The organism is Stutzerimonas sp. C6.4V (genome assembly GCF_058536345.1).
The window spans coordinates 1191647-1210312 of record NZ_JBZUBM010000002.1 but is presented as its reverse complement, the minus strand read 5'-3'; the positions used below and the strand labels follow the sequence as shown (position 1 = coordinate 1210312).

At 62.8% G+C, this 18666-nt stretch carries 13 protein-coding genes and 1 riboswitch; of the genes, 6 read left to right on the top strand and 7 right to left on the bottom strand.

The window, feature by feature from the left end:
• Positions 1–12 precede the first annotated feature (12 nt).
• Both AC4LFW_RS21315 and AC4LFW_RS21310 read right to left on the bottom strand, forming a co-directional pair.
• Positions 13–1335 carry an HlyD family type I secretion periplasmic adaptor subunit gene (locus tag AC4LFW_RS21315; RefSeq protein WP_491821907.1) on the bottom strand — a complete coding sequence of 441 codons (1323 nt, stop codon included), beginning with the start codon at positions 1333–1335 and terminating at the stop codon, positions 13–15.
• A gap of 13 nt (positions 1336–1348) precedes the next feature.
• Entirely contained in the window at positions 1349–3082 is a 1734-nt protein-coding gene (locus tag AC4LFW_RS21310; RefSeq protein WP_491821905.1) for a type I secretion system permease/ATPase, read from the bottom strand.
• A gap of 238 nt (positions 3083–3320) precedes the next feature.
• On the opposite strand from AC4LFW_RS21310, the gene AC4LFW_RS21305 reads away from it, so the two are divergent.
• Entirely contained in the window at positions 3321–4460 is a 1140-nt protein-coding gene (locus tag AC4LFW_RS21305; RefSeq protein WP_491821903.1) for a glycosyltransferase family 4 protein, read from the top strand.
• 578 nt (positions 4461–5038) lie between these two features.
• Here the strand turns inward: AC4LFW_RS21305 and AC4LFW_RS21300 are convergent.
• The 4 genes from AC4LFW_RS21300 to thiC form a co-directional block, all read right to left on the bottom strand.
• A complete protein-coding gene (locus AC4LFW_RS21300; protein WP_491821901.1) occupies positions 5039–5497 on the bottom strand; it encodes an REP-associated tyrosine transposase in 459 nt (152 codons plus the stop codon).
• Between the two features lie 321 nt (positions 5498–5818).
• Positions 5819–7243, bottom strand: a complete 1425-nt coding sequence (locus AC4LFW_RS21295) for an MBL fold metallo-hydrolase (protein WP_491821899.1) — start codon at positions 7241–7243, stop codon at positions 5819–5821.
• Between the two features lie 641 nt (positions 7244–7884).
• Entirely contained in the window at positions 7885–9180 is a 1296-nt protein-coding gene (cytX, locus tag AC4LFW_RS21290) for a putative hydroxymethylpyrimidine transporter CytX (RefSeq protein ID WP_491821897.1), read from the bottom strand.
• A gap of 242 nt (positions 9181–9422) precedes the next feature.
• Positions 9423–11303 carry a phosphomethylpyrimidine synthase ThiC gene (gene thiC, locus AC4LFW_RS21285; RefSeq protein ID WP_491821895.1) on the bottom strand — a complete coding sequence of 627 codons (1881 nt, stop codon included), beginning with the start codon at positions 11301–11303 and terminating at the stop codon, positions 9423–9425.
• 103 nt (positions 11304–11406) lie between these two features.
• Positions 11407–11512: riboswitch (TPP riboswitch) on the bottom strand.
• Positions 11513–11706: 194 nt separating this feature from the next.
• Here thiC and AC4LFW_RS21280 point away from each other — a divergent pair.
• Positions 11707–13158 carry a TolC family outer membrane protein gene (locus AC4LFW_RS21280; protein WP_491821893.1) on the top strand — a complete coding sequence of 484 codons (1452 nt, stop codon included), beginning with the start codon at positions 11707–11709 and terminating at the stop codon, positions 13156–13158.
• A gap of 750 nt (positions 13159–13908) precedes the next feature.
• On the opposite strand, the gene waaA is transcribed toward AC4LFW_RS21280, so the two are convergent.
• On the bottom strand, positions 13909–15180 hold the full coding sequence (gene waaA, locus AC4LFW_RS21275; RefSeq protein ID WP_491821891.1) for a lipid IV(A) 3-deoxy-D-manno-octulosonic acid transferase: 1272 nt from the start codon (positions 15178–15180) through the stop codon (positions 13909–13911).
• Between the two features lie 144 nt (positions 15181–15324).
• Here waaA and AC4LFW_RS21270 point away from each other — a divergent pair, with 144 nt between their 5' ends.
• The 4 genes from AC4LFW_RS21270 to AC4LFW_RS21255 all read left to right on the top strand — a co-directional run bounded on the left by AC4LFW_RS21270 (position 15325) and on the right by AC4LFW_RS21255 (position 18635).
• Positions 15325–15657, top strand: coding sequence for a DMT family transporter (locus AC4LFW_RS21270; protein WP_491821889.1), 333 nt, complete (start codon positions 15325–15327; stop codon positions 15655–15657).
• A gap of 67 nt (positions 15658–15724) precedes the next feature.
• Positions 15725–16897: an NAD(P)/FAD-dependent oxidoreductase gene (locus tag AC4LFW_RS21265; protein WP_491821887.1), complete on the top strand. Its 1173-nt coding sequence runs from the start codon at positions 15725–15727 to the stop codon at positions 16895–16897.
• Positions 16897–17709: an aldo/keto reductase gene (locus AC4LFW_RS21260; RefSeq protein ID WP_491821886.1), complete on the top strand. Its 813-nt coding sequence runs from the start codon at positions 16897–16899 to the stop codon at positions 17707–17709. Before AC4LFW_RS21265 ends, AC4LFW_RS21260 begins: the two co-directional genes overlap by 1 nt.
• A 38-nt stretch (positions 17710–17747) precedes the next feature.
• Complete coding sequence (locus AC4LFW_RS21255) at positions 17748–18635, top strand: metal ABC transporter ATPase (RefSeq protein ID WP_491821884.1); 888 nt, start codon at positions 17748–17750, stop codon at positions 18633–18635.
• Positions 18636–18666: the final 31 nt, after the last annotated feature.

The window sequence follows — 18666 nt, the reverse complement described above, 5'->3', positions numbered from 1 at the left end:
GATTCGCACGTATCAGTCCTCGATCATCGATCGGGCAAATGCATCTGTCGCCGGCTGCATCAGGTATTGGAGCATGGTGCGGTCGCCGGTATTGATCAATACTTCGGCCGGCATGCCAGGCTGCAACTTGAGCGCACCGAGAGAGCGAACCCCTTCTTTAGTGAGACTCACCCGCGCCAGGTAATAAGGCATCCCGGTCTGCTCGTTCATCAGTCGGTCTGCCGAGATCTGCACGACCTTGCCTTCGATTTCAGGCGTGGTGGCGTTTTTGAAAGCGCTGAAGCGGATGTCAGCCTTCTTACCAACGCTGACGCGATCAATATCAATCGGTGAAACCTGAGCTTCGACAATCAGGTCGGAAACTGACGGCACAATGTCCAAAAGCGGCGTTCCGGGACTGACCACACCACCTACGGTATGGATCTTCATGCCGAGAATCATGCCGTCTTCAGGCGCCCGGATGACGATGCGGTTGATCCGGTCTTGAAGTGCAGCTATACGCTCCTGCAGGTCAAACACGCGCGTTTGAACCTCCGCTAGCTGACCCACAACTTCGGAACTGAAATCTTTGTTGAGCTGGACGATCTGCAGCTCGGTTTCGCTGATCTGAAGCTTCGTCCGGGTGATATCGGACTGATGATCTGCGATCTCTGCGCGCAGCATGCCGAGCTTGCGCTCCTGCTCAAGCAGGCGCTGCTTGTCTACATATCCTTCGGACAACAACTCGGTCAGCTCGCCGATTTCGCCGCTGTAGGACTTCTCAAGGCTGCGCTTGGTCGCAATCATCGACTGCAAACCGCTGATCTGCTCGTTCAGCTGACCGATGCGCTTTTGCAGCACGGAGATCTCGCCCAATCGTGAACCACGCCTAGCATTGAATATCTGCGTTTCACTCTGTCGCGCTTCACGAGCCCGCTCGCTGTCGGACTCGAGCATGCGGCTGAAATCAATCGCTTCCAGTCCATCGCGCTCAGCGGCCAGACGAGCCTCCATCGCCTGCGCTGCGACCAGCTGACTGCGCGTCATGCCATATTCGGCACGCAACTGCGTATCGTCGAGGATGATCAGTGGGTCGCCAGCACTAACCATATCACCGTCCCGAGCCAGCAATTCTCTGACGATACCGCCTTCGAGGTGCTGGACCGTCTTGCGGTACGACTGAACCGTAACGACGCCCGGCGCCAACGCGGCGCTCTCCAACGGGGCGAAGGTGGCCCAAGTACCGAATATGCCGAATGTGACAAATACAATAAGAAAGCCGATGAAGCGCGAACGGCGGTCGGAGGTCGGGAGGTCCACGAGACTATCGTTGATCTGAGTGGTCATGCTGGTCATCGATAATTCCTGCTCAAGAGCGAACCGACGCAACGGCAGACTGCGACGCTTGAGGTTGCGCGGCCAACTGTTGCTTATTGAGTTCTGCCATGACCTGATCACGCGGGCCATACATATTGATCGTTCCGCCTGTCATGACCATGAGACGGTCCAGTTGGCTGAGGATGCTGGTGCGATGCGTAATGATAAAAATTGTCGCTCCGGTCGCCTTCAGCTGCTGGATGGCTGTGGCCAAGGCGCGCTCACCCACTTCATCGAGGTTCGAATTCGGCTCATCCAGAATGATCAACCTAGGCGTGCCGTAGATAGCACGGGCCAGCCCGATGCGCTGCCGCTGGCCCCCGGACAGATTGACACCAGCAGTACCGATTACCGTGTCGTAGCCCTCCGGCAGCTGCAGAACCATTTCATGAACGCCGGCTGTTTTGGCCGCCGCGATTACCTTTTCGGAGTCGATGTCACCAAAACGCGCAATGTTATCGCTGATGCTGCCTTCAAACAGTTCGATATCCTGAGGCAGATAACCAACATGCGGACCCAGCTCCTGCTTGTCCCAGTTGTTGATATCCGCACCGTCGAGCCGCACCACGCCATGCTGCGGCGTCCAGACTCCCAGCAATGCACGCGCTAGCGTCGACTTGCCGGAAGCGCTGGGCCCGATGATGCCGACAACCGCCCCGGCTGGAGCGGCAAACGTTATGTTTTTCAGGATAGGATTTTTCGAACCTGGTGCGGCGACTATCAGGTTCTCGACCTGGACGTTACCGTCCGGTGCAGGGAGCGACATGCGCTGCGGTTCTGCCTGCTGCAAATCGAGCATCTCGTTGAGCCGATCGTACTGCGAACGGGCAGCGATGAATCCTTTCCAGCTGCCGATTATCAGGTCGATCGGCGCCAGTGCGCGCCCCAGCAGAATCGAGCCGGCGATCATGAGGCCTGGGGTGATCTCGTGCTGCACCGCCAGATAGGCACCAACACCAAGAATGAGCGACTGGATCAGCATGCGGAACGATTTCGAGAGCGACGTGATGAGCCCGCCGTTATCACTGGCCTCCGACTGTAACACCAGCACTTTGCGCTGACGCTGACCCCAGCGCCCCATCAGGGTCTGCAGCATGCCCATGGACTCGATGACTTCGGCATTACGCAGCGTCTTGTTGGTATGCAGGTTTGCGGCGATGTTCTGCTTGTTGGCCTCTGCGATCGATTTGCCAGTCAGGCGCTCGTTCGCGACGGCAAGGCACAGCAGGACGATTGCGCTTGCGATGGCGATCCAGCCGAACCAGGGATGAAATAGAAACATCACGCCAATGTAGATTGGCAACCACGGCGCATCGAAAAATGCGAAAAGACCATTACCCGTAAGGAACTGGCGCAAGCCAGTGAGGTCATTAAGAGGCTGGGCCGAGGCATCCATACCGCCGCTATCCAGGGCTCGCTTGAAGCTGGCGCGGTAAACGTCACGGCTAAGCAGGACATCGAGCTTGGTACTGACCCGGACCATGATCCGCGAGCGAACCCATTCGAGCGAACCCATCGTGATCATCAGGACGGTCATGATGATTGTCAGCATGACCAACGTTGAAATGCTGCCGCTGGTCACGACCCGGCCATAGACCTGGAGCATGTAGAACGACGGCACCAGCATCAAGGCGTTTACGAAGAAACTGAAGAAACCCACTGAAATAAAACTGCCCTTGCAGGCCTTCAGTGCGACCTTGAGGGCGTTTTCCTGTGCGTTGCGCATAATTCCAAACTGCCGGGTGCGTGAAAAGCGGCGGAGTGTATCACCGAAGCAGACAACGATGAATGGAGCCGGACTGGATGCGACGAATAGCCGTTGTTGCCGGGCCTGAGCACCGCGGGTAGAGTCCACGCCCTTCGCTGAAATACCTGTTCGAGACGCCTGCATCTCGCCTCCCTTGACCCATGCACGAGTGACGGCCGAGCGGGCAGACAGCATCCAGACGGCCCCCGGGAAAGCAATGCGCGTCCTTCACTTCTTCAAGACCTACCTGCCCGACACCACGGGCGGAATCGAGCAAGTCATCTTCCAGCTGTGCGAGGGTGGCCGGGCACAGGGCGTCCAGGCTGAGGTGCTGACCTTGAGTCCCGCCCCCTATCCGGAGCGGATCAGCGTAGCGAACCATGCCGTGAGGCGGGCGAAACAGGACCTGTTCATCGCCTCGACCGGTTTCTCTGTGAAGGCGTTCAGCATGTTTTCCGAGATGGCCGCCGAGGCCGATCTGGTGCACTTCCATTTCCCCTGGCCGGTGATGGATGTGGTGCACTTCGCTACGCGCCACCGCCGGCCAACGGTGGTGAGCTATCACTCGGATATCGTGAAGCAACGCGCGCTGCTCACCCTGTACCGGCCCCTGATGAAGCGGTTTCTGCAGAGTGTCGATCGGATTCTGGTCGCCTCACCGAATTACCAGGACAGCAGCCCGGTTCTGCGCGAGTACGGGCGCAAGGTCGAGGTTATCCCCTATGGACTGGACCCGGCCGCCTATCCCGCCTGCTCGCCTTCCCGGCTGGCATTCTGGCGCAAGCGGGTCGGCACGAAGTTCTTTCTGTTCGTCGGTGTGCTGCGCTACTACAAGGGTCTGGGCAGTGTACTCGAGGCGCTGCAGGGTACAGCCTACCCGCTGGTGATCGTCGGCTCCGGGCCGCAGGAGACTGAACTGCGAGCACAGGCGGAACGGCTTCAGCTGCGTCACGTTCAGTTCCTCGGTCGGCTCGATGACGAGGACAAGGCGTGCCTGTTGCAGCTCTGCCATGCGATGGTGTTTCCCTCGCATCTGCGCTCCGAAGCGTTCGGGATTTCCCTGCTGGAGGCTTCGATGTACGGCAAGCCGATGATCTCCTGCGAAATTGGTACGGGCACGACGTTCGTCAACCTGGACGGGGTGACGGGCATCGCCGTACCACCCGCGACTCCCCTGGCGTTGAGAGCAGCGATGAAGCGCCTCTGGGACGAGCCGGAAGAAGCCCGGCAGTTTGGCTTGAATGCGCAGACACGCTTCCAGCAGCTTTTTACCGCCGAACGCATGTGCGCCGAAACCGCACGCGTTTACCGAGAGGTCATCGACCGCTCCCCTCCTACAAAGCCTCGCCGACCGTAGGAGCGGGCCATGCCCGCGATAGATGCCGGGCCCGCGCGGCCCGTTTCGCGGCCATGGGCCGCTCCTACAAGGTCACCATGGCGAATGGGGGGCCCAAGAAGGATGCCACCACCGTAGGAGCGGGCCATGCCCGCGATCATCGCAAGACCCCGCCGCCCGTTTCGCGGCCACGGGCCGCTCCTACAAGGTCACCGTGGCGAAATGGGGCCCCAAGAAGGATGCCACCACCGTAGGAGCGGGCCATGCCCGCGATAGATGCCGGGCCCGCGCGGCCTGTTCGCGGCCATGGGCCGCTCCTACAAGGTCACCATGGCGAAATGGGGGGCCCAAGAAGGATGCCACCACCGTAGGAGCGGGCCATGCCCGCGATAGATGCCGGGCCCGCGCGGCACGTTTCGCGGCCATGGGCCGCTCCTACAGGGTCACCATGGCGAAAGGGGGGCCACGAAGGATGCCGCCACCGTAGGAGCGGGCCATGCCCGCGATCGACGCCGGGCCCGCGCGGCCCGTTTCCCGGCCATGGGCCGCTCCTACAAGGCCACCATGGCGAATGGGGGCCGTGAATGTTGCTTTCCGATTCAAAGCCAGACTGCGTCCCACAGGGGGTAATCACCCACGCGGGTCACCAGGCCGGCCCGCAAAGGATTGGCCACAATGTAGCGCGCCATGGCTCGAAGGTCATCGTCATGCCGAACCGCGCGGTCATGGTAGCCCTGCTGCCAGAGCGGGGACGGTAACGCAGCCACCTGGTTGATCCGCCTCCCGCTTTGGGATTTCACGTCACGCAGCAAGGCATCCAATGCCCCGTCATTCAGACGGAACAGCCAATGCAGATGGTCGGGCATGACAACCCAGGCCAGGGACTCCACCCTGCGCTGCAGTTCAGCCTGCCGCATGACATTCGCCAGCACCCGACCCAGCTGCCAATCGGCAAATACCGGACGCCGATCACGCACCACGGTCGTCACCAGATAGATTCGTCCGGCTTCCGAAACCCGCCCTTTTCGGAGCGCGTGCCCCCGCGCAACGTTCTTCATATATCGGCCTCCTTGCCGGTTCCATTTGTAGGAGCGGGCCATGCCCGCGATCAACGCTAGACCCGCGCGGGCCCATTTCGCGGCCATGGGCCGCTCCTACAGGGTCACCATGGCGAATGGGGGCCCACGAAGGATGCCGCCACCGTATGCCCGCGATCAACGCAAGCCCCCCGCCCCCCGTTTCGCGGCCATGGGCCGCTCCTACAGGGTCACCATGGCGAACGGAGGTCCCGCGAAGGAGCCGCCACCGTAGGAGCGGGCCATGCCCGCGATAGCAACCTCGCCCACGTGCCGAACGGGCCGTGCTTGCAATACCCATTCCTATGGCAGATGAATGTGGCCATTCGCGCCCTTTCGCCGGTATTCGTGCTCCAGCGCCTGGCGCAATGCCTCCTTTGCCTGAGTCCCGCCATGGACCAAGCGGATTTCGCCGGGCCAGTGACGCATACCGGTAATGAACCTGACCAGACCTCGCTGATCGGCATGTGCCGAATAGCCGCCTAGTGTATGGACACCTGCACGAATACCGACTCGCTGGCCATCAAGCTCAACGTAGCCGCCACGCGGCCCGAACCGCTGGATGGCCGCACCCGGGGTTCCCTGCGCCTGATAGCCGACGAATACGACGTTGTGTCGCCTGTCGCCAAGCAATGCCTTGAGGTAGTTGACGATGCGACCGCCGCTGCACATCCCGCCACCGGCGATCACGACGGCAGGCCGCCCGGTCTGGGCGAGATGGTTGACTGTCCGCTGATGGTCGGCGTGCCTGTCTATCGTGATCAGTTGATCGAATGCCAGGGGCCTGCGCCCTTCTCGCACGCGCTTCATTGCCTCGGCATCCCAGAAGGGCTTGAGCTGGCGGTAGGCTTCGGTAAACCGACCGGCAAGCGGTGAGTCCAGGATGATGGGAAGCGTCGGCCAGGCAGCATTACCCGCCGCAGCGGACCGGCCAGCGTTGACACAGCGATGGATGATGTCTTCCAGTTCGTAGAGCAGCTCCTGGGTCCGGCCTATGCTGAACGCCGGAATCAATACCGTGCCGTTGTCAGCCAGCGCCTTTTCGATCACCGCTTGCAGCCGCTGGCGCCGGTCGGCACGGCTCTGGTGAAGGCGATTGCCGTAAGTGCTTTCCAGCACGACGATGTCGGCTCGCCAGGTCGGCCGTGGCGATGGCAATAAGGGCGCATGGGGCGCCCCCAGATCGCCTGAGAAGACAATGCGCTTTCTTTCGCCTGTGATGCGGTTATGTACATCGACCTCGACATAGGCAGAGCCGAGGATGTGCCCTGCGCGTTGCAGACGAACCCGTGCCAGCAGCGACGAGTCATCGCTGAGCGTGAACCAGACCTTGTAAGGCAGCGCGATGATCCGCCGCTCGATCAGTTTCAGGTAACGCTCGACTTTGGCCTGGTCCCGGCTGATGCCAAGCCTGAATGCATCTTCGAGGACGATGGGCAGCAGACGGGCGGAGGCCTCGGTGCAGAGTATCGGCCCGGCGAAGCCTGCCGCCAGCAGGTAGGGTATGCGCCCGACATGGTCAATGTGTACGTGGGTAGCCACCAGTGCCCTGATACCATCCAGCGGAAACTCGATGTCTAACCGGCCGGCCCCGGCAGCGCCCTGGGCGGAGGTTTCTGCGCCCTGAAACAACCCGCAATCGATCAGCAGGCTGTTGTGCTCGTTCATGCGCAGCTGGTGGCAGGAGCCGGTGACGCCATCACGCGCGCCATGATGAATTATGTCCATGAGCTGTTCCTTCAGCAGTGGGTCCCGCCGAAAGATACCGCATCAGCCGTCAGCAAAAATCAGCCAGGTCACATAGCGAAAAGCAGAGGCGCCAAGCCGAAGCCGTTCGTGGGAATGAACCAGAACACCCGGCCCACCGTAGGAGCGGGCCATGCCCGCGATCAACGTTAGACCCGTGCGGCCCGTTCGCGGCCATGGGCCGCTCCTACAAGGTCACCATGGGTACGGGGTCCCGCGAAGGATGCCGCCTACCGTAGGAGCGGGCCGTGCCCGCGATCAATGTTAGACCCGTGCGGCCCGTTCGCGGCCATGGGCCGCTCCTACAAGGTCACCATGGCGGACGGGGTGACGCGAAGGATGCCGCCACCATAGGAGCGGGCCATGCCCGCGATCAACGTTAGACCCGTGCGGCCCGTTCGCGGCCATGGGCCGCTCCTACAGGGTCACCATGGCGAATGGGGACCCGCGAAGGATGCCGCCTACCGTAGGAGCGGGCCATGCCCGCGATCAACGCAAGACCCGCGCGGGCCCGTTTCGCGGCCATGGGCCGCTCCTACAGGGTCACCATGGCGAATGGGGACCCGCGAAGGATGCCGCCACCGTAGGAGCGGGCCATGCCCGCGATCAATGCCATCCTGGCTTTATTCGGAAAAAGCCATACGCGCCGTAGCGCGACTGCTGCGGCTGAACAGCCAGAGCAAGGCACCCGACAGGAACAACGCCGGCAGACTGGCCCCGATCTCGGGCCATAGGCGTGTCAGCAGGTGATAGGTGATCGTCCCACAGGCCCAGGCCAGCAGGGTTTCCCAGCGCAGCGCCGCGGGTGCTGGCTGCAGGTGGCCGCGGCGCCTGAGCAGGAAATGGTCCACCAGCACCACACCGAACAGCGGAGCGAAGACCGAGCCGATCAGCAGCAGGAAATTCTGGTATTCGGCGAGCGGCGCGAACCAGGCGATCAGGGTGCACAGCGCGCCGATCGCCAACGCAAGTTGCTCGACCTTGAGCGGCAGCACGATGCCGACCGAGACCGCGGCCGAATGGACATCGGCAAAGGCGTTTTCCGATTCATCGAGCAGGATCAGCAGCAGTGGAATGCCCAGTCCTGCGCCTGCCAGCGCCAGCAGCAGTGCGTTCACTTCGCCGCTCTCGGCAAAGGCCAGGGTGTAGGCAACGCCGAGGCTCATCAGCCAGACATTGCCAAGGAAAAAACCAAGCACGGTGCCGCCGAAGACACGACCGGCCGCTTTGCCGAACCGCGAATAATCGGCAATCAGTGGCAGCCAGGACAACGGCATGGCGATGGCAATATCGAAGCCCAGGGCAAAGGGCAGCGAGCCGTCGCCCTGGCGCGACCACAACGCCCGAAGATCGGCTTTATCGAAGAGGTTCCAGGTCAGCCAGGCGCAAGCACCCAGCAGCAGCCAGATGCCCCACTTGCGCAGGATTTGCCGGACGAAGGTCAGCGGGCCGGTGATTGCCAGCAGCGTGACGAGCGCGCCGAAGAAGAGTGTCCAGAGCGTCGGGCTGGTCAGCCAGCTTTGCTCGCCGAACGCGCGGACCGCCAGCAGGCTCGCCGCGTCGCGCATGACGATGATTTCAAAGGCGCCCCAGCCCACCAGCTGCACCAGGTTGAGCAAGGCCGGCAGCACCGCGCCTCGGTCACCCAGCGTGCGCTTCATGTTGGCCATCGAGGACAGGCCGGTATCGCTGCCGATCACCGCGACGGCGCCCAGCAACACCACGCCCACCGCGGTGCCGCTGACGATGGCCAGTAAGGCGCCGCTCATGCCCAGCCCCGGCGCCAGCAAGGCACCGAGCTGCAGCACCATGAGGCCCACGCCAAGGGAAAACCACAGCGAAAACAGATCCCGCCCGCCGAACACACGGTGTTCGGCGGGAATGCTCTGGTGAGGGGAGTAGCGGCCGGGTATGTTCACATTGTTGTCTCGGAGGGGTTGTTGTGAAACCTGGCAGAGCCAGGGTTAGGAGTTTCGCGGTAACGACGGAAGCGCCTGCGGCGATTCCATCCTACGGAGCCTGCATGTAAATCGCGGGCATGGCCCGCTCCTACGGGGATAGTGGCGTAGGGTGGATCACGCTTCATCGATCCGCCGATCGAGGTCACGGTGGATGTAAAAAGCGACATCCACCCTACGACGAAGACGCCGTTCTTCCACCGCTACACCTGCTTGTAGATCACCGAGCCTTCCTCCTTGAAGCGGGAGGATTGCTCGGCGAAGCCGGCCTCGATCGCCCTCTGCTCATCGGTCAGGCCGTTCTCGGCGGCGTATTCGCGCACCTCCTGGGTGATCTTCATCGAGCAGAACTTCGGCCCGCACATGGAGCAGAAATGCGCGACCTTGGCCGAATCCTTTGGCAGGGTTTCGTCATGGAATGCCCGCGCTGTGTCTGGATCGAGGCCGAGGTTGAACTGGTCTTCCCAGCGGAATTCGAAGCGCGCCTTACTCAGGGCATTGTCACGAATCTGCGCACCCGGATGGCCCTTGGCAAGATCCGCCGCGTGCGCGGCAATCTTGTAGGTGATGATGCCGGTCTTGACGTCATCTTTGTTCGGCAGGCCCAGGTGCTCCTTTGGCGTGACGTAGCAGAGCATGGCGCAACCGAACCAGCCGATCATGGCCGCGCCGATGCCGCTGGTGATGTGGTCGTAGCCGGGCGCGATGTCGGTGGTCAGCGGGCCGAGGGTATAGAACGGCGCCTCGTCGCAGCACTCGAGCTGCTTGTCCATGTTCTCCTTGATCATTTGCATCGGCACGTGACCAGGGCCTTCGATCATGCACTGAACGTCGTGCTTCCAGGCGATCTTGGTCAGTTCACCGAGGGTTTCTAGCTCGCCGAACTGCGCCGCATCGTTGGCATCGGCGATCGAGCCCGGACGCAGGCCATCGCCCAGCGAGAAGCTGACGTCGTAGGCCTTCATGATTTCGCAGATTTCCTCGAAGTGGGTGTAGAGGAAATTCTCCTGGTGATGCGCTAGGCACCACTTGGCCATGATCGAGCCGCCGCGGCTGACGATGCCGGTGACCCGCTTGGCGGTTAGCGGCACGTAACGCAACAGCACGCCGGCGTGGATAGTGAAGTAATCGACGCCCTGCTCGGCCTGTTCGATGAGCGTGTCGCGGAACAGCTCCCAGGTCAGGTCCTCGGCGATGCCGTTGACCTTCTCCAGCGCCTGGTAGACCGGCACGGTGCCGATCGGCACCGGCGAGTTGCGGATGATCCACTCACGGGTTTCGTGGATGTGCTTGCCGGTGGACAGGTCCATCACGGTGTCCGAGCCCCAGCGAATCCCCCAGGTCAGCTTGGCAACTTCTTCCTCGATGGAGGAACCGAGCGCCGAGTTGCCGATATTGCCGTTGATCTTCACCAGGAAGTTGCGGCCGATGATCATCGGCTCCAGCTCCGTGTGGTTGATGTTGGCCGGGATGATGGCGCGACCGCGGGCCACTTCGTCACGGACGAACTCTGGGGTGATCTCCTTCGGGATCGAAGCCCCGAAGCTCTGCCCGGCATGCTGTTCGGTGAGCAGGCCAGCCGCACGCGCTTCCTGCAGCTTCATATTTTCGCGAATGGCGACAAATTCCATCTCGGGCGTAATGATGCCCTGACGCGCGTAGTGCATCTGGCTGACGTTCTTGCCGGGCTTGGCGCGGCGAGGGTTGCGCACGTGAGCGAAGCGCATCCTGGTTAGCTCGGCATCGGCCAGGCGCTGCTGGCCGAACTGCGAGGTGAGACCGTCGAGCAGTTCGGTGTCGCCACGGTCATCGATCCAGGCCGAGCGCACGTCAGCCAGGCCTTTACGCACATCGATGGTCACGTTCGGATCGGTGTAGGGACCGGAGGTGTCATACACCAGCACCGGCGCGTTGATCTCGCCACCAAAGTCAGTGGGTGTCACGTCCAGGCTGATCTCGCGCATCGGCACGCGGATGTCCGGGCGCGAGCCCTGCACATAGATTTTCTGGGAACGCGGGAAGGGCTGGATCGACCCCTGGTCGACCTGGGCCGATTCACTCAGGTTTTGTTGTTCTGCACGCATCAGGCTGGCTCCTCGAGAGTTGTCGGAGCGAACCTGAAAAACACAGCGGGAAAAAGGCATCGGGGCGCGCCGGGACTGGCGCCGAGAGAGCTCTCCGAACGGCTGGCGAGCACATCTTGTTCCCTACGCAGGCCTTAACCTGATCAGGTTCAACGGGATCCGGATTATCCGATCTCAGCCTTTCACTCAAGGCACCCCGACAAGAACGGGACCGAGTCTAATCAAGAGCGAACGGGATTGCCATGCCGGCGATATGCACTTCGACTGCCGGCTCACGGCTCGTGTGGACAGCAGGCGGCCCGATTGCCGCTATCAAGGACCCGAACGTCCTGTTCATCTGCCTTGACCGCCCGAAAGACCGGGCATAGCCTTGCCCATCACTTCGCTTCAGGGAAAGACGCACATGCTGCGCAGACTCATGTTGGCTCTCGCCGTGACCGCCGCCTCGTCGGGGCTGAGCAGGGCCGAGACAGCACCTCCCCTTTCCGCGCGTACCGACCTGATCAGCGTCTACCAGCAGGCCGTTTCAAACAACGCCGACCTCGCCGCAGCGCGCGCGCAGTTCAAGGCAATCCAGGAAGTCGTGCCACAGGCCCGTGCCGGTCTGCTGCCGAACCTCAGCGGTGGTGCGGAGCTCAGCAATACGCGCACCGACGTCTATACGTCCATGGGGTCCCGCTCACTGTCACGCAGCGGTAGCGTCTACCAGGCGACTCTCAGCCAACCGATCTTCCGCGCTGATCGCTGGTTTCAATTGCAAGCGGCCGAAGCCATCAGTGAACAGGCAGCATTGGAATACTCGATTGCCGAGCAGGACCTGATCCGCCTGACCGCTCAAGCCTATTTCGCCGTGCTGCGTGCGCAGGACAACCTCGCCGCCGCCAAGGCCGAGGAATCGGCTTTCCAGCGGCAGCTCGATCAGGCCGATGAGCGCTTCGAGGTTGGGCTTTCGGACCGCACCGATGTGCTTGAAGCCCAGGCTGGCTTCGATACCGCACGCGCCAATCGCCTGCTCGCCCAGCGCCGAGTCGACGATGCGTTCCAGGCGTTGTTCACCCTGACCAACCGCGAATATCTGGCACTCGAAGGCATCGAACACAGCCTGCCGATATTGCCGCCGATCCCCAACGACGCCAGTGCCTGGGTCAATACCGCGACCCAGCAGAACCTTGACCTGCTGGCCAGCAACCAGGCCGTCAACGCTGCCGAGGAAACCCTGCGGCAGCGGCGCGCCGGTCATGCGCCGACACTCGACGCCGTGGCGCGCTACAGCAAGGGCGATAACGACAGCCTGGGATTTACCAATACGGGCAGCGAAACCGTTACCGGCATCCCGCGCTACACCGGAGAGGTCGAGCAGCGCAGCATTGGCCTGCAGCTGAACATCCCGCTTTACAGTGGCGGGCTGACCAGCTCCAGGAGCCGTGAAGCCTTCCACCAGCTGACCCAAACCGAGCAGCAGCGAGAAAGCCTGCGCCGCCAGGTGGTCGAATCCACCCGCAACCTGTACCGCGCCGTGAACACCGATGTCGAGCAGGTGCAGGCACGGAGGCAATCAATCGTCTCCAACCAGAGCGCTCTGGAAGCCACCGACATCGGCTACCAGGTGGGAACGCGCAATATCGTCGACGTGCTCGACACCCAGCGCCGCCTGTTTGCGGCGGTACGCGACTACAACAATGCGCGCTATGACTACATCCTCGACAGCCTGCGCCTGAAGCAGGCCGCTGGCACGCTCAACCCGGGCGACCTGGAGGATCTGCAGCGTTACCTGAAAGCCGACTACGATCCGGACACCGATTTCCTGCCGCCGGACCTTTCGCAAAGCATCGGTCGGCCGGTGCGTATCGATTAGCCGGCTTCGAGTATCCGGACCCCTCTCACTGACCACCACCCCTTCGCGGGCATGGCCCGCTCCTACGGAGGCCAGGCTTGTGGCCGTGGGATGTTTATCGTGGGCGGGCCCGTACGGCATGACCTTGTAGGAGCGGCCCATGGCCGCGAATGGGCCCACCTTCGGGGTTTATCAGCCTCGCGGGCATGGCCCGCTCCTACGGAGGCGAGGCTTGTGGTCGCGCAGTGGGGTGTTCAGCGCCGGCGTGACCCGTACGGCATGACCTTGTAGGAGCGGCCCATGGCCGCGAATGGGCCACCTTCGGGGTTTATCAGCCTTCGCGGGCATGGCCCGCTCCTACGGAGGCGAGGCTTGTGGCCGTGGGATGTTTATCGTGGGCGGGCCCGTACGGCATGACCTTGTAGGAGCGGCCCATGGCCGCGAATGGGCCCACCTTCGGGGTTTATCAGCCTCGCGGGCATGGCCCGCTCCTACGGAGGCGGGGCTTGTGGTCTCGCAGTGGGGTGTTTATCGCCGGCGTGGCCCCTACGGCATGACCTTGTAGGAGCGGCCCATGGCCGCGAATGGGCCCACCTTCAGGGTTTATCAGCCTCGCGGGCATGGCCCGCTCCTACGGAGGCGAGGCTTGTGGCCGTGGGATATTCATCGTGGGCGGGCCCCTACGGCATGACCTTGTAGGAGCGGCCCATGACCGCGAATGGGGTTATCTTGGCGGCTTATCTGGTGTTGCGTGCATGTTCCCAGGCGTGGTCAGTTCCGGAGCAGGCGCCCGAGCCCCGCCAGCAATCGCTCCAACGCACCCTGGTTGTTTTGCAGCACACCCAGCCCCGCAATTCGCGCCCGTTCTGCCTGCTCGGGATCGTTCCAGAATCTCTTGATCGAAGCGGCCAGCTCGGGCGCGCTGCCGATTTCGACGAGCGCACCGGCATCACGCAGCTGCGCGGCGATGTCGAGGAAGTTGAACAGGTGCGGCCCCGTCAGCACAGGCTTGCCCAACGCGGCCGGTTCAAGCAGGTTGTGCCCGCCCGTTGGCACCAGGCTACCGCCGACGAAAGCGACATCGGCCAGCGCAAACAGAAACAGCAACTCGCCCATGGTGTCGCCAAGCATCACCTGGGTATCGGCGCGCGGCGGCTCCTCGAGAGACCGGCGAACCGTGCTGAAACCCTGTTTACAGCAAAGCTCGTGCACGGAGCGAAAGCGCTCGGGATGACGTGGCACAAGGATCAGCAAGGCGTCAGGGTGCTCTGCCAACAGCAGCCGATGGGCCGCCAGCAGAATCTCGTCTTCACCGGTGTGAGTACTTGCGCCGATCCAGACGGGCCTCGTCTCTGCGCCCCATTGCTGGCGCAACTGTGCCGCGCGAGCAGGCAGTGCCGGATCAACCGTGAGGTCGAACTTGATCGAACCGGTTACCTGCACGCTGGCTTCACTCGCGCCCAGCTCCCTGAAGCGCAGGGCCTCGGCCTCGGTCTGAGCCGCAATCAGGCTCAGCTCGGCCAGCATCGGTGCGGTCAAGCGGGCAAACCGCGCATAGCCTCGCGCCGATCGTTCGGACAGCCTTGCGTTGGCCAGCGCGACCGGGATACCACGCCGGGCGCATTGATGGATATGGTTGGGCCAAAGCTCGGTCTCCATGACCACGGCCAGCTCTGGTTGCAGCCGGTCGAGAAAGCGCGATGCCGCCCAGGGCAGATCATAGGGCAGGTAGCAGTGCTGGACCCTGTCACCAAACAGCGCCTTGATACGCTCGGAGCCGGTCGGGGTCATGCAGGTCACGGTGATTGGCAAGTCCGGATGGCGAGCCCTGAGCTCACGGATCATCGGCGCCGCCGCGATACTCTCTCCGACCGAGACCGCGTGCACCCAGATGCCACCTGACTGGAATGCGGGCAGCCGCAGGGCGAAACGCTCGCCGATTCGCCTGGAATACGCCGGCGCACGCCGAGCACGCCAGAGCAGGCGAACCAGGATTAGAGGCAGGGCAAGATGAAACAGCAGCGTATAGAGGGCACGGTTCATGGGCGCGGAGCTTAGCAAAGGCGCCGACGCAACGGCCACCGCGAAGCTTGTTGTGAGTTTCCGCGGCCCTGCGTAGAACTTGCCCAGCCCACCGAAGCCGAATGACCGCGGCTTTCCATACGAAAGGCACCAACCGGAGTCCCTATGACTGGCTATATCTACCTCGCCATCGCCATTACCGCCGAGGTGATCGCTACCACATCGATGAAAGCGCTGGCAGGCTTCAGCCGACCGCTGCCGCTGCTCCTGGTGGTGGTTGGCTACAGCGTCTCGTTCTGGATGCTCAGCCTGGTGGTCAAGACGATCCCGGTGGGGATCGCCTATGCCGTCTGGGCCGGTCTCGGCATCGTGCTGGTGAGCATCGCGGCCGCGCTGATCTATGGGCAGAAACTCGATTTGCCTGCGGTGCTCGGCATGGGGCTGATCATTGCCGGCGTGGCCGTGATCCAACTGTTTTCCGGCACGACAGGGCATTAACCGTATCGAATGATAGTGGCAGGCAAGGGGTTATACTGCCCGCCTGATTTCACAACGAGGCCTGTCCATGTCCGATTCCCTGAGCACCGATGTCCTGATCGTAGGCGGTGGTGTTGCCGGCCTGTGGCTGAACGCTCGCCTGCGCCGACTAGGCTATTCGACGCTGCTGGTGGACAAGGGGGTGCTCGGTGGGGGGCAGAGCGTAAAGTCGCAGGGCATCATCCACGGCGGCACCAAGTACGCCCTGAGCGGCGCCTTGACCGGCGCATCGGAAGCCATCGCCGATATGCCGCGGCGCTGGCGCGAAGCGCTCGAGGGCAACGGCGAGTTGGACTTAACGGGCGTACGGCTGTTGTCCGACGCACATTACCTCTGGTCTCCCGGCACCCTGACCGGCAATCTCACCAGCTTTTTCGCCAGCAAGGCGGTGCGTTCACGGGTCGGCCAGGTCAAGGGCGGCGACCTGCCGCCGGCGCTGCAAGACCCGCGCTTCAAGGGCAAGGTGTATCGGCTCAGCGAACTGGTGCTGGACGTGCCCAGCCTGATCCAGCGCCTTGCGGAACTCGCCGGGCCCGGCCTCCTGAAAGCCGACCGCATCGAGCCACTGCTGGAAGACGGGGAACTGTCCGGCCTGCTCATCGATGGTCGGTCAGTGCGGGCACAACGCATCGTGCTGACCGCTGGCGCGGGCAACGCCGAGCTGCTGAGCGCACTGGGGCTCGTCCAACCGGCGATGCAGAAACGTCCCCTGCACATGGTCATCGTCAAGGCGCCTACGCTGAAGCCCCTCTACGCGCACTGCCTTGGCGGCGGTTCCAAACCTCGCATCACCGTGACCAGCCACCCAGCTGGAGACGGTGGATGGGTGTGGTACCTGGGGGGTGATCTCGCTGAAGCGAGCGGCGTTGCCCGTGACGAGGCCGGGCAGATTGCTGCAGCCCAGCGTGAGCTGGCCGAGTTGGTACCCTGGATCGATCTCTCCGAGGCGAAGTGGGCAACGCTTCGCATTGATCGGGCCGAACCGGCTCAATCGGCCCTCGCCAGGCCGGACAATGCCTTTCTTGCCGAACAGGGCCGCCTGCTGGTCGGTTGGCCCACCAAACTGGCGCTGTCGCCTGATTTCGCCGACCGTGTCGAAGCTGCGCTGGTGCGCGACGCCATCCATCCGCAACCGCAACCGCCCCTGCCCGAACTGCCCCGCCCAGCAATCACAGGCCCCTTCTGGGAAGGATTGTTCTGATGGAGACGACACTGCACGACCTGTACCGCCCGCTTGGCAGCACCGGGCTGTGGGTTTCGCCGCTGGGCCTGGGAACGGTCAAGCTGGGCCGCGACCAGGGCGTGAAATACCCCAACGGCTTCCGTATTCCGGATGATGCGCAGGCACGGGCGCTGCTGCGGCTGGCCCGCGACCTGGGGATCAACCTGATCGATACGGCGCCCGCCTATGGCGTCAGCGAGCAGCGGCTTGGGCCTTTGCTGCAGGGCCAGCGCGATCACTGGGTAGTGGTGAGCAAGGTTGGCGAGGAATTCGTCGACGGTCAGTCGCAGTTCGATTTCTCTCCCGCACACACGCGGCGGTCCGTCGAGCGCAGCCTGCAGCGGCTTCAGACCGATCGTATCGATCTGGTCCTTGTGCATTCGGATGGGCGAGACGTGGAGATCCTGCAGCATAGCGGCGCTTATGACACCCTCGCCGAGCTCAAGCGCGAAGGGAAGATCCTCGGCTACGGCCTGTCCGGCAAGACCGTCGAAGGCGGCTTGCTTGCACTTGAGAGGGGCGATTGCGCGATGGTGACCTACAACCTCAACGAACAGACCGAACGCCCGGTACTCGACTACGCTCAGAAACACGCCAAGGGCATCCTGGTGAAGAAGGCGCTGGCCAGCGGCCATGCTTGCCTGACCGCAGGCGATGACCCTGTGCGGGCCAGCTTCGAGCTGCTGTTCGCCCACCCTGGGGTCGGCGCAGCCATCGTTGGCACCATCAACCCGCAACACTTGTCAGATAACGTGCGAACCGCCGCATCCGTTTTATCCCCACAACAATAAGTACGGCCACTCGGCCGCCTTCTGCCAGGAGTAGCCGAATGCCGCGCGTGCTGATCCGCAAGAATCCGACCGTTTTCAAGACCTTGCCGCTGCTCGTCGAAGCAAGCCCGGAAGGCCTGCGCTACCAGAGCCTCGGGCGCCCGCTGAATTTCACCGAGATGCTCGAACGTCGCCGTCCGGTAGCCGTCGAGGACCCCGCCCGCTTCAGCCTGGAACTGGCGAACCTCGGTGTTTCGGTACGCCTGACACTCAGTTGGCAAGGCCAGGACTACTGGGTGCTGGTGCGCCAGCAACGCCATGACCGCGGTGATGTGGTGCTCAAGCTGATCTCCGGCTACGTACCGGCCCATGAACTCAGCCTGCCCTTGCTGACAGCCATCCAGGAGGTCGCCGAAGAGTGCCTGCTGGAAACGCCCGAAGGCTGGCTGGCAGGTCGTTTCGGCGATACCTGGCTGCCAGCACCCTATCTGAGCAGCCTGCGCTATCGGGAGGCGGTGTGCTTCAACCTGGCCTCCCTGCCCGGCTCGGCCCGGCCGATCCAGTGCGGCCAGATGACGTTGATAGAGCAGCCCCGGGCCTATGTCCACCTTCCGACCGCATCCCTGCAGTTGGTTTACGACATGCGCCTCGAACTACCAAAGGAAACCCGCGAACTCAGCCTGTTTCATGTGGATGAGCGGCTGGAAGACGGCAAACTGGTCGCCGAATTGTCGCGCAGCCGCCCCGACCTCTATCTGGTTCCGCTGCAAGGGGGTCGACCAACCCCCGCACTGTTCACCTTGCGCAAGGGCCAGCCGGTGCCCGCCAGCACACGCGGCCTGTGGCTCTCGGAAAGTTTTGCCGCGCAGCAAGACTGGGTCATGCGAGAGGAGCGGATCAGCTGGCGCGACTGGATCAGGACCATCACGGTTGCAGCGTCTGGCTGAAGTCACGTCTATTTCGCCCGATCAGAACCGC